13 protein-coding genes are annotated in these 12458 nt (G+C 46.4%); 10 read left to right on the top strand and 3 right to left on the bottom strand.

Features of this window, described 5'->3' with window-relative positions; all coding sequences use genetic code 11:
• The first annotated feature begins 1 nt into the window (after window position 1).
• The 7 genes from ubiH (at window position 2) to B2739_RS05235 (ending at window position 5955) form a co-directional block, all read left to right on the top strand.
• The gene (ubiH, locus tag B2739_RS05265) at window positions 2–2536 is read left to right on the top strand and encodes a 2-octaprenyl-6-methoxyphenyl hydroxylase (protein ID WP_331344818.1); all 2535 of its coding nucleotides are present in this window, start codon (window positions 2–4) and stop codon (window positions 2534–2536) included.
• 21 nt (window positions 2537–2557) lie between these two features.
• The gene (locus B2739_RS05260; protein WP_331344817.1) at window positions 2558–3070 is read left to right on the top strand and encodes an MgtC/SapB family protein; all 513 of its coding nucleotides are present in this window, start codon (window positions 2558–2560) and stop codon (window positions 3068–3070) included.
• A 39-nt stretch (window positions 3071–3109) separates the two neighbouring features.
• Window positions 3110–3484, top strand: coding sequence for a hypothetical protein (locus B2739_RS05255; protein WP_049631602.1), 375 nt, complete (start codon window positions 3110–3112; stop codon window positions 3482–3484).
• Window positions 3485–3768: 284 nt separating this feature from the next.
• Window positions 3769–3978, top strand: coding sequence for a cold-shock protein (locus B2739_RS05250; RefSeq protein WP_039912329.1), 210 nt, complete (start codon window positions 3769–3771; stop codon window positions 3976–3978).
• Between the two features lie 119 nt (window positions 3979–4097).
• Entirely contained in the window at window positions 4098–4415 is a 318-nt protein-coding gene (locus B2739_RS05245) for a DUF3301 domain-containing protein (protein WP_331344816.1), read from the top strand.
• A 15-nt stretch (window positions 4416–4430) separates the two neighbouring features.
• Window positions 4431–4988, top strand: coding sequence for an NUDIX hydrolase (locus B2739_RS05240; RefSeq protein WP_331345125.1), 558 nt, complete (start codon window positions 4431–4433; stop codon window positions 4986–4988).
• A gap of 121 nt (window positions 4989–5109) precedes the next feature.
• Window positions 5110–5955 (top strand): hypothetical protein, encoded by an 846-nt coding sequence (locus tag B2739_RS05235; RefSeq protein ID WP_331344815.1) that lies wholly within the window; start codon window positions 5110–5112, stop codon window positions 5953–5955.
• Between the two features lie 61 nt (window positions 5956–6016).
• Here B2739_RS05235 and B2739_RS05230 read toward each other — a convergent pair whose 3' ends face one another.
• Complete coding sequence (locus B2739_RS05230) at window positions 6017–6739, bottom strand: acyltransferase (RefSeq protein ID WP_331344814.1); 723 nt, start codon at window positions 6737–6739, stop codon at window positions 6017–6019.
• Between the two features lie 107 nt (window positions 6740–6846).
• On the opposite strand from B2739_RS05230, the gene B2739_RS05225 reads away from it, so the two are divergent.
• The gene (locus B2739_RS05225) at window positions 6847–7455 is read left to right on the top strand and encodes a class I SAM-dependent methyltransferase (protein WP_331344813.1); all 609 of its coding nucleotides are present in this window, start codon (window positions 6847–6849) and stop codon (window positions 7453–7455) included.
• 29 nt (window positions 7456–7484) lie between these two features.
• Here the strand turns inward: B2739_RS05225 and B2739_RS05220 are convergent, their stop codons facing one another.
• Window positions 7485–8321, bottom strand: coding sequence for a MipA/OmpV family protein (locus B2739_RS05220; RefSeq protein ID WP_331344812.1), 837 nt, complete (start codon window positions 8319–8321; stop codon window positions 7485–7487).
• A 113-nt stretch (window positions 8322–8434) separates the two neighbouring features.
• Here B2739_RS05220 and dbpA point away from each other — a divergent pair, with 113 nt between their 5' ends.
• Complete coding sequence (gene dbpA / locus B2739_RS05215) at window positions 8435–9814, top strand: ATP-dependent RNA helicase DbpA (protein WP_331344811.1); 1380 nt, start codon at window positions 8435–8437, stop codon at window positions 9812–9814.
• 283 nt (window positions 9815–10097) lie between these two features.
• Window positions 10098–11411, top strand: a complete 1314-nt coding sequence (locus B2739_RS05210) for a gluconate:H+ symporter (protein WP_331344810.1) — start codon at window positions 10098–10100, stop codon at window positions 11409–11411.
• A gap of 80 nt (window positions 11412–11491) precedes the next feature.
• Here the strand turns inward: B2739_RS05210 and hslO are convergent, their stop codons facing one another.
• Window positions 11492–12397 (bottom strand): Hsp33 family molecular chaperone HslO, encoded by a 906-nt coding sequence (gene hslO, locus B2739_RS05205; protein ID WP_331344809.1) that lies wholly within the window; start codon window positions 12395–12397, stop codon window positions 11492–11494.
• Between the last annotated feature and the right edge of the window lie 61 nt (window positions 12398–12458).

The following is a 12458-nucleotide window of genomic DNA, read 5'->3' as shown; positions in this document are numbered from 1 at the left end:
TATGACCCAATCGTTTGAATTTGATATCGCCATTATTGGCGGCGGCATGGTGGGGGCAAGTCTTGCCAGTTTGCTTGCAGCCAGTTTACCGCAGGTGCAAATCGCCCTGATCGATTCACAGCCATTTGCGCGTGCCGATGAAATACATTTTCAATCCAGTTTTGACGCGCGCTCAACTGCGCTCTCACTCGGTTCAGTGGAAATATTCAAGCAGTTAGGTTTGTGGAATTTACTGCAGCAGCACGTGACAGCAATTGCGCAAGTACATGTGTCGGATCGCGGGCATTTTTTAGGTGGTGTGATTGATGCAGCCGAGCGCGATCTGGATGCAGTGGGTTATGTTGTTGAAAATACCTGGCTGGGTAAGGTGCTGCTTGCACACGTGCAAGCGCAATCCAATATTCACTGCTTCGCCCCTGCACAAGTTACCCACATTGTTCCGCACGAACATTCTGCACAGTTACATTTATTGCACACACACCCGGAAAAAGGTGAACAGGTATTGCTGATCAATACCTCGCTGGCTGTGATTGCAGATGGTGGCGAATCAACGTTGCGTCAACAGCTGGGAATCGGTACCGATGTTCGAGCATATGAGCAAACGGCGATCATCACTAATGTAGAATTTTCCGAGCCACACAATGGTGTCGCGTTTGAGCGATTTACTGACCAAGGGCCAATCGCGTTATTACCCTTGGGTGAATCACATCATTCATCCCAGGCTGCTTTGGTGTGGACATTACCGTCTGCACAGGCAGAAGAAATCCAATCCGGTAGTGATGAAATATTTCTTGCGCAGCTGCAAGAGCGTTTTGGCCATCGTGTGGGAAAATTTACCCGTGTCGCAAAACGGTTTGCCTATCCGTTGCAATTAACCTTGGCGCAAGAACAAGTTCGCTCTCATCTCGTGTTGATGGGAAATGCAGCGCACTTTTTGCATCCGGTTGCCGGACAAGGTTTTAATTTAGCCTTGCGCGATTGCGCATGTCTGGCAGAAATCTTGCGTAAGGCAGTGGCGGATAACCAATCGCTCGGTGATTTATCGGTGCTGCAACAGTATGTTGCGATGCAAGCTTTGGATCAGGAAATTACCATCGAATTCAGCGATAAATTGGTTCGTCTTTTTTCTAATAACCAACTGCCACTCATTGCGTTGCGGCATTTAGGTTTATTAAGTCTTGAGTCGCTGCCATTGTTGAAAGACCAGTTTGTGGCGCAAACCATGGGCACTGCAGGGCGTAAATTTCATTGGAAACCAGACGGCTTTCTTGCTGCCGAAAAAACGCCCGCCGTTGATCCTGCATCAAAAATTATTCCCCATGGCTCATCGCATTTCGATGTGATTATTGTAGGGGCAGGTTTGGTAGGCGCATCACTGGCTTGTGCAATTGCACAATTGAATGCAGCGCAGTCGTTGCGTATTGCAGTGATTGAAGCGAGTAATTCCGCTGCGCAGTTTAGCGGTGACAATTTTGATCCGCGTGTGGTTGCGCTGACACATGCGTCGGAAAATTTATTGAAAAAAATCGGCTGTTGGAATGGTATTGCTAACGAGCGAGTGTGTGCCTATCGCGAAATGAAAGTGTGGGACGGCGAAGGCACTGCAGCAATTGAATTTGATTGTGCGGATGTGCAGCAAGATCACCTGGGGCATATCGTTGAAAACTCGCTGCTTGTTGCGCATTTGCGTAAACGTATGGACGAATTCGCGACTATTCAATTAATTCAGCCTGCGGCAGTCGTCGCACTTCACTCTGAGGCTGATATGGCCTCACCTGTGCGCATTACCTTGAACAATGGCGATGAGATCACTGGGTCACTATTGATTGCGGCGGATGGAGCGCAATCCAGTGTGCGTGAACTGGCCGGGTTTGCAACGCGCGAATGGGATTACAACCAGCAGGCAATTATCACTACCGTACGCACAGAAAAACCGCATGAATTTACCGCGTGGCAGCGTTTTATGCACACGGGGCCTTTGGCTTTTTTACCACTCCAACAAAATGGTGATGCGCATCAATGTTCCATTGTGTGGTCTGCAGATAACGATTTTGCACAGGAGTTGATGGCACTTGATGATGAACATTTTTGTGCGCGGCTGACGGATGCGTTCGAATCGCGTTTGGGTAAAGTCATTCGCTGCGATCAGCGCTATTGCATTCCTTTGCGCCAACGTCATGCAACATCTTACATACAGCAACGCATTGCATTGGTTGGGGATGCCGCGCACAACATTCATCCGTTGGCAGGGCAGGGCGTTAATCTCGGTTTGTTGGATGTTATTGCGCTGGTAAATGAAATTGAACGCGCACTGGTGCGCGGTATTCCGCTTCACGATGCATCCATCCTGCGCCGTTATCAGCGCCAGCGGCTCGCTGGTAATCTCGGCATGATGTCGGCAATGGAGGGTTTCAAGCGATTATTCGGCAGTCGCTCAATTGCCATCAACTGGCTGCGCAATACCGGCATGCGCCAACTAAACTCTGTATCGGGTATCAAAAAAATTATTATCAATGCGGCGCTGGGCGTGCCTTAACAGCTTAGTCAGGATGAGGTTATGGATTTAGCACTATTTTCAGTTGCGCCCTTTGATTGGGCTGGTATCGGGACATCATTGCTGTGCGGCAGCATCATCGGGATTGAGCGCCAATTGCGCGGTAAGCCAGTAGGTATACGCACATCATCATTGATCACCCTGGGAACCTATATTTTTATTGCGGCATCTTTATATGTGTCTGCGCATATGTCCGGCCCCGAAAAGGTGGTAACTGACCCCTCGCGGATTATTGGCCAGGTTATTACCGGCATCGGTTTTTTGGGTGCAGGTGTCATGCTGGCGCGCGATGGTTTTGTGTTGGGCGTGACATCGGCAGCCACTATTTGGGTGTTGGCTGCTATAGGGGTAGTTATTGCTATTGGTTACCACCTGGTTGCAATTAAATTATCGATAGTCGTCATCGCTGTCCTGGTGGGTGTGGACTTGTTGGAAGATTACTCCCAGGCGTTCACCCGGGGCGTGCATAAAAAATATCAGGACTGGCGAGATAAAGGTAAATCCAGTTCTGATTAAATTGGTGTAGAAAAGTAACATTTTTTTAAAGAAGTATTTATGTCAAAACTCTTGATTGTTTCAAATGTATTAAACCTCTTTTTATTGATGATTTTGTTAGCGTCAATTGCCGGTTTTATTTCGTTTTTAAATATCTACGGATTATTTTTGGCCTGCGTAACGGCAGCAGTTGCATGGGGTGTGTATAAGCATCGGCGATGGGGCTATTTTGCCGCGGCAGCATGGGCCTTGGCTTGTTACCAATTAGCCAAGCAAGGCTATGAATTTCAAAGCATTAAACGCCACGTCATGATATTGGGTTTTACATTAATTCCTGTTGCACTGTTTTTGCACGAAACACTGGGCAAGGCTGCTGCAAAAACTGCACAAAATCATGGCAAAAAAACACAAGATGACTCAAAAATGCCCGATTAAATGTGTCCCTCTTACACAGCTTAATAATTATGTGTCGATATTCTCTAAATTCCCTTATAACCGCTTGACTCGGCGCAGGCTAGTGTTTTAATTTTGAGCTGCTACAGATTGAGATCCGCCCCAAGACTAGGCTTTTGTAAGACAACCGCTTGCTCAAGACACTTGGACGTACCACGACCTGAGCAATAGCTTTATTACAGGCTATTTCACTCTGGCTTTTAGTAAAGTCGGTTTTTTTGTTCGGTCAGCTACGCTGACGTTTTAAGATGCAAGATGAGGAAACTATGTCAGATCTAGTCTCTGGTGTTGTTAAGTGGTTCAATGATGACAAGGGTTACGGTTTTATTGAGCGTGAAGGCGGTGCCGATGTATTCGTACACTTCCGCGCAATTAACGGCAATGGCCGTAAAACCTTGAAAGAAGGTCAAAAAGTGACTTTCGAAGTAACTCAAGGTCAAAAAGGTCCACAAGCCGAAAACGTAACTCCACTTTAATCTGTGTGAGTTTCGAAAAGGGTGATTGAGTAATCAATCACCCTTTGTTGTTTTTAATGATTATTTCTTTTCTGTCATTGCCCTTACAATGACTCTTTTCCTGCTTTGGCTTGTTCCCCATGTTTGATTTGCAATCCATTCTTTGGCTTACCTTGATTGCCATCGTTATTTATTATTGGCGCGGTGCATTGCGCGTGAAAGAGCGTGCCTACATTGCGGCGCAAAAACGTTGTGCTGAAATGGATGTGCAATTGCTTGATGAAAATGTGTATTTGCGACGTATCTGGTTCAAGCGTAATGACAAAGGTGTTCTCTCGCTTTGGCGGGCTTTCTATTTTGAATTTACGGTGGGCGGTTCAGACCGTTATTTGGGGCGCGTCATTATGTTGGGGCCTCACATTACCCATGTAGAGCTCGATCCCCATCGGCTGCATTAACAGAGCGCATCAGTGATGAATGAAAAAATAGGTGGTTGGAAAACAAAAACATCGCAAGTGATGTATGAAAATCCCTGGATAAAAGTATCTCACGAAGAAGTGATTACCCCTAAAGGGACTGACGGTATTTACGGTGTGGTGCATTTCAAAAATACCGCTATCGGTGTGGTACCAATTGATGAAGACGGCAATACCTGGCTGGTAAAACAAAGCCGTTACTCACTCAATCAATATACTTGGGAAATTCCTGAAGGCGGTTGTCCACAAGGTGAGAATCCACTGGACGCGGCAAAGCGTGAATTGGAAGAAGAAGTGGGTTTGCGTGCGAATCAGTGGCAGCAGTTAATGACCATGCATTTGTCGAATTCGGTTACTGATGAATATTGCGTAGTATTTGTTGCACGTGATTTGTTCGAGGGTCAGCAACAGCTGGAAGCGACGGAAGATATTGAATACAAAAAATTGCCGCTACAGGATGCTATCGCCATGGTACTCAATGGCGAAATTACTGATGGAATATCGGTTGCTGCATTGTTGCGTGTTGCTTTGGATCTCAAAGGCTATTCTGCGTAACACTTGCGCGTATTAATAATCACAATAACGTAATTACATTTTTTAACAGCTTATTATCCAGACCCTGATTAGTGTTTGATATTTGTCCTCCCTTCATACTTTTTTGGTTAAGGAAATCTCAATGAAAGTTGTCAAAATATGTGCCTTTGCGTTTCTATTGGCCGCTGCCTCTGTGTCTCACGCCAATACCTGCGAAACCAATTTTCGCGCCGAGGGTGATCCTCGTAATGGTGCAGAATTTTCTACATCAACCTCCTTTACTGATCTCAATGCATCCAGTGCGCTAGGACAGTTGCGCACAATTGCGCTTGCGGATGGATTTAACGTTCTCGGGGAGGAATTAACTGCTACCGAAGGCACGTTGACCATCAAGCAAAAAAATGGCCGTCATCCATTTCTGATTTATCTTACTGCTGTTAACCAAGGCACAAAGGCCGATGTCAGTATTCGCACAAAACTAAACCGGCGCACGGTCGCCAAGCCGGAAGATATCCGTAAAGGCATGTGTGGAATGATTGCGCGGATCAAAACCGGAAAAGAGGGCGAGGCAATTGCGGCCAAGGCTCGTGCAGCCATCAAACCCGAGCCTGTTATTGAAGAGCAGCCACGCTGGTTGGCGAAAGATATTTATCGGTTATCAAAACGGAAAACCGCAGAAATGATTACTGCCCATTACAAGGGGAAGCGTTATCTTTTGGATGGGACAATAGGTACGCCGCTTGAAAATGAAGGAACGATTGAGCTTTGGTATAAAGTCACCATCGACGGCAATAGTTTTATGCGAACGCTCGACACGGATGAGTCTACATTCTGGCCTCCGATTGTGTGCCAAATGGCGAAAGAGGATCGCGCTGCGGCTGCAAAATTAAGTGAAGGTGAGTTCGCCAAATTGACTGGAACTTTTTCGCACTTCCAGAAAGGAATGCCAGATAGAGTCGTGTTGAAAGACTGTCGCTTCAGTCATTAATAAAATTCACGCGCACTCCTGGAATTCTCTGCGGGTGCGTGTGGTTGGTGATCAATTTATATTAATCTTTTTGGTTGGGTGAAATCAGCGAGCGAAGCCAATTGATCCACCCATTATTTCCCAGCATAAATTTATCCAGCTGATCCTGATTATCAAAATAATGCTCCGGATCGCTGAACAGCAATTCCCGTTTTAACATCCTGCGGTTTGGATTGATGGTTTTAATAATCCGCGCAGGATTCCCTGCGGTCACTGAATTTGGCGGAATGGATTTGGTTACCACCGAGCCTGCGCCTACCACTGAATTTTCGCCAATAGTCACGCCTTTGGTAACAATTACTCGCTCGCCGAGCCATACATTATTTTCAATCACCACCGGTTTAGTACAGCGAAAGGGGCGGATGCGGTTATAGATGCCGTGCCAATCGCTATCGCTAATAATGACATTTGCTGCAAACATGCAGTTATCGCCAATCCGGATAGATTTTGCGGATGAAATTCTCACGCCGGGCGAAATTAAACAGTAGTCCCCAATAATAATTTCTGCGTCGGCTTGCTTGCTTGGCCAGCTGGTTAATCGCACACAGTTATCACTCGCGCAAATAATTTGCGCGTATTTTCCTAAATGAATATTACGCCCAAAAATAACCAGACTGCGTGGGTGTGCAATTTCCGGAATGCTGCCCAAACTATCAAACTGCGGAGCAATGAAACGTTTTACATACCAGTTGTTAATTATTTTGTATAAACGTTTAACCGGGTAGGGCGTATTGCTACGGCGCATTGTGGCCTCGATTGATTGTTTAGGGGGCTTTGCTGTTTGCCAGTGACATGCCTGTTAGGGAGGCATGTCTGTTAGAATGCGGGCTCAATTATGAGTGAGAATAAGCCATGCTGCCAATTGATATCGAAACAGTAAAAGGATTTTTGGATCCCGTTGAAGGTGCTGCATTGTATGAGTACGCCGCTGCGGCTGCCGGTCGTGCGCCCTGTTTGGAAATTGGCAGTTATTGTGGGAAATCCACGGTGTATCTTGGTGGTGCATGCAAAAAAAATAATAGCGTGCTGTTTGCTGTTGATCATCACCGCGGATCGGAAGAGCATCAACTTGGTGAGGAATATCACGACCCTGCATTGTACGATTCCGCTGCCGGTAAAATGGATAGCTTCCGTGAGTTTCGCCAAACATTAGCGCGAGCAGAGTTGGAAGATGTTGTTGTTCCTGTTGTTGCGCCTTCAAGCCTCGCTGCACGCTATTGGTCAACACCATTGTCACTCGTCTTTATCGATGGTGGTCACAGTATGGAAGCGGCGCTCAACGATTACCGCTGTTGGGCGCCCCATGTGATGCGCGGTGGATGGCTTGCTATTCACGATGTGTTTCCCAACCCCGCTGATGGTGGCCGTCCGCCTTATGAAATATGGAAGCTTGCACAAACGTCAGGTTTATTTGAGGCGATGCCTCTGATTAAAACCCTCGGTTTATTAAAGCGGCTTTAAGGTATTTTGCGCAGGGTTTAGGTTGAGATTTATTTGATCACCCAAATAAATGCAATGCCACCGCGATAAGAGTGATTACTCACCACAAGTGAACTGTTGGTAAAATCTGCGCCCTCAATATTGTCGTAGCGAATAAAAAAAGCCAGCTGGGTGTTAATGCCGTTGTGATTGAATTTGCGGCTGAATGCCGCTTGGTTATTCCAGCCACTGTAGCCGCCGCTAGCATCAAAATAATTGCGCGTTGCTGTGACGTAATCATGATCTACCTTGTAGTAATAATCGTGATAACCCTCGCTTGCAAACGCAACGCCTGCGCGATAAGTAAATGTCCACTCCTGCAATTTATTGCGATACACAAACTGCGGCGTAAATACCGAGCCAATATAACCTGAATCCTCTGCGCCTATAGCGAATACCGCGCGCCATGGAATTTGCAGATGCCAGCCTTCTGCAAAACTATCGCCCGTTAAATTGATATTCAGTGATGGCCCCAGTTCCAATGTTGAGCCCAACTCCGGCATGCCTTCACGCAATGTGCTTTTGTCTGTTTCGGGTGTGATGGACGCGCTTGCGCTGACGGTAAATTCATATTGGTCTGTGCGTAAAAAATTGCCGCGCACACCGTCGCGGTCAGAGCGGATAATTTTTCCGCGATAGACAAAATAAGGAATGGGGCTAATAAAACTGCGATATTCATCGGAGCCGCGATAATCTGGGCCTGAGACCGCTCCAACCCCTAAACCCAATTCCCATTTTTTTGTGTTGCTGTCAGGCAGGTCCTGATTTTTTTGCGCATAGGCAGCAGTACTTAAGAATGTTAGCAAAAGTGCTGCGATTGAAGGCTTGAATAACAAATGTAATTGCATAAACAAATCTAATCCTGTCGTGGGGCTTGCCCTTCTCTGTGGGCGACTTGGTGGAATTTTACTGGTATTCTGCCGACATTATCCATGCAATAACCTTTTAGATTGAGATTCCCGTGAATACGACTGCTTTTTTCTCGCTTCCCCTTAACCCTGACATGCTCGCTAATCTGGAATCTCTGGGTTATAACGAGATGACCGATATTCAGGCGCAAAGTTTGCCGTTAGTGTTAGCTGGCAGGGATATTATTGCCCAGGCCAAAACGGGCAGTGGAAAAACAGCAACCTTTGGTATTCCATTATTGGAAAAATTGAATGTCCGTTTTTTTGGTGTGCAAGCGTTAGTGTTGTGCCCTACGCGTGAGCTCGCCGATCAAGTTGCCAAAGAGATTCGCCGCCTTGCACGTGCAACGCACAATGTAAAAGTGTTAACGCTCTGTGGTGGTGTATCGATTGGCCCCCAAATTGGATCGCTTGAGCGGGGCGCACACATTGTTGTGGGCACGCCGGGGCGTATTGTGGATCATATTTCCAAAGGTACTTTGAAGCTCGACAGCATCAACCAACTGGTGTTGGATGAAGCTGACCGTATGTTGGAGATGGGTTTTGCAGATGATCTGGAAACAGTAATTGCCGCCTGTAATATCGAACGCCAGACATTGTTGTTCTCGGCAACTTATCCTGATGATATTAAAAAAATCAGCGCGCGTTATCAGCGCGATCCGCTGATGGTAAAAGTGGAGGCGATTCATAGCGACACTAATATCGAGCAGCATTTTTATGAGCTGCAAGATACCAGTGAAAGTTTTCCCGCTGTATTGTCATTGCTCGCGCATTTCAAGCCTGAAACTTCCATTGCGTTTTGCAATACCAAAATTGCATGTGATGAACTGCTTGAGTATTTGCGTGATCACGATGTTAGCGCATTGACCTTACATGGCGATCTGGAACAGCGCGAGCGCGACCAAGTATTGGTTCGTTTTTCCAATAAAAGCTGTTCGGTATTAATCGCTACCGATGTGGCCGCGCGCGGTATTGATATCAAAGGTCTGGATGCGGTGATCAATGTGGATTTGGCGCGCGACAGTGAAGTGCATGTGCATCGTATTGGGCGCACGGGGCGCGCAGGTGAATCCGGATTGGCGTTAAGTTTGGTTGTGCAAAAAGAAGTACACAAAATTAACCGCCTTGAAGACTACATGAAGCAATCGATTACGCTGGAAAAACTTCCACAAAGCGATAGCCGGTTATTGCCTGAACCGGCAATGGTAACGATTAATATCGATGGCGGTAAAAAAGATAAGTTGCGTCCGGGCGATATTATTGGCGCACTCACTAAAGATGCCGGTTTACCCTTTGAAAAAATTGGCAAGATCGACATGTTTGATTTTACTGCATATGTCGCTGTTGATCACAGTATTGCGAAAGCGGCGCTCAAGCAATTATCCGATGGAAAATTAAAAGGCAGGAAATTTCGCGCGCGGCGTTTGAAATAATAAAAGTGCTTTCTAAGCAAATCAAAAATGAGTGCACATTAAAAGCGCCGATATAAAAATTCCAGTTCAAGAGTTAAATCTAAAAGGGCAAGCTTAAAAATAAATTTAAAAGCTCTGAGCGAATAGGTAATCGTTAAATATTGTTAAATTAAAAACACGATACCTATTTTTTCGTATCCTGCAGTTTCAAGTGGCATCTTGTTTTGGTAGGTCTGTCCTGCAAGACGATGCCTGTGCTCTTTTGTATCCACAAATACAATTACAATAACGAGAAGGTACTTGTATGGCTATTGCAGCAGTCATTATTGCAATTCTTATTCTGGTGGTACTGATCACCTGGGTAAAGCTCAATCCGTTTCTGGCGTTTTTGGTTTCGTCTATCTGCGCAGCAATCATGCTGGGTATTCCTCTGGATAAAATCCCGGCCACCATTGAAACGGGCATTGGCGGCATGTTGGGCTCGCTGGCGGTCATTCTGTGTTTAGGCGCTATGTTTGGTAAGTTAGTGGCTGAATCCGGTGCGGCCCAACAAATCAGTAGCAGCCTTATGCGTTGGTGCGGGAAAAATTACATCACCTGGGCATTGCTGCTGACGGGTTTTATTGTAGGTATTCCATTGTTTTATAACGTGGGTTTTGTGCTGTTGGTGCCATTGGTATTTTCAGTGATGCACCAGACCAAATTACCAGCGGTGTATTTAGGAATTCCCTTGCTTGCTGCACTTTCTGTGACTCATGGATTTTTGCCGCCACATCCTTCTCCGGTTGCATTGATTCCGCAATTTGGTGCCGACATGGGCACAACATTGCTGTACGGACTGTTAGTGGCAATTCCCACCATGATTATCGCGGGGCCGATTTTTTCCTCAACATTAAAAAATATTCACAGCGTTCCTCTTGCTACATTTAAACCGGCCGATTTGCCACCAGAAAAATTACCCGGCATTGCCAATAGTTTTATTACAGCGCTGTTGCCGGTATTGCTCATTGCATTGACTAGTCTTGCAGTCTACGCAATGCCAGCGGCTGTTGCCGATGCACCGGTGACGTTATTCTTCGCTAATTCAATGGTGGTATTGATGATTGCGCTGGCGCTTGCAACCTATACGTTAGGTATCAAGCAGGGTATGACCATTGGTAAAGTCATGACCGTGTATAGCGATGCGATAAAAGATATCGCGGTGATTTTATTAATTGTCGCGGGCGCGGGTGCATTAAAACAGGTGATGGTTGTGAGTGGGGTGAGTGAGCAACTGGCGCATTCGCTGGAAAATATTGCGATCAATCCACTGATTCTGGCGTGGTCAATTGCCACTGTTATCCGCATCGCGCTCGGGTCAGCAACAGTGGCGGGGTTAACCGCTGCGGGGATTGTTGCTCCTTTGATTCCGTTGACAGGTGTTGATCCGAATTTGATGGTATTGGCGATTGGTGCGGGAAGCTTGATGTGTTCGCACGTTAACGATGCGGGGTTTTGGATGTACAAGGAATATTTTAATTTGAGTTTGAAAGATACGTTTAAGTCCTGGTCGCTGATGGAAACGATTATCGGCGTGGTCGGGCTGATGGGTGTGTTGGCGTTAGACGTTGTTGTGTAGAGAATTGTGTAGCGAGTTGTGTTGATAAAAAACCGCAAGGCAAGTCGCCTTGCGGTTTTGCTTTTATAACAGCTGCACAGTTAATGCAGAACATTTCCGCCCAATAACTGACGGACTTCTTCTGCGGAAAAATGATAATGCTGGTTGCAGAATTGGCAGTCGATATCAATGCTGCCTTTCTCTACTAATAGTTCTTCTACCTCATCCTTTCCAATCGACAGCAGTGCACTGGCACTGCGCTCACGCGAACAGCTACAAGCAAAATGCAATGCCTTGGGTTCAAATAACCGCAACGGATGTTCGTTGAATAACCGATACAGCACTGTTGAGTGATCCAAACCCAATAACTCTTCGCGCTTTACCGTGCCGGCGAGCGTGGTAATGGTTTCCCATTTGTCGCGGTTGTCTTCGCTATTGGTAATAAGTTGTTGCGGCAATGCCTGAATTAAAAATCCAGTCACTGCATGGTTGTCTGCTGCAAACCACAAGCGCGTTGCCAATTGCTCTGACTGTTGGAAATAATGCTCCAGACATCCGCTAAGATTATCGGCATCCATAGGCACGATTCCCTGATGACGTTCGAGTTTGCCGCCAAAACTTTCACTGCGTTGTGGTTCGATGGTAATTACCAGCACACCGTTACCGAGCAGTTGTTGTAAATTGCCGTGGTTGGCAAGCTCATCGCTTAATTCCAATTCAGGGTTCATGCGCACTATGCCGCGCATGCTGTTGTGATGGTTGCACTCAGCCATGATGGTGCCCACTGCGCCGTCACCGCGCGCTTGCAAAATAATTTTCCCATCGAACTTTAATGTGCTGGATAACAATCCAACAGCCGCCAGAAATTCGCCGAGTAATCGTTGGATGGCGGGTGCTTGTGGATTGTGGCTTAGCACTTCGCGGTAACTATCTCCTAGCGTGACAATCTCACCGCGCACATCGCAGTCATCAAATAAAAAACGGTGTAGTAAATCGTTGCTTGGCATTGGTTAAAAATCTCTTAAAAATAGTAGCGATCTTTGGTCAGTAGCGGATGGTAATTAAAGA

The organism is Cellvibrio sp. UBA7661, from assembly GCA_002483365.1.
GTDB lineage: Bacteria > Pseudomonadota > Gammaproteobacteria > Pseudomonadales > Cellvibrionaceae > Cellvibrio.
The sequence above is the reverse complement of the archived record's forward strand: the minus strand, read 5'-3'. Positions and strand labels throughout refer to the sequence as shown.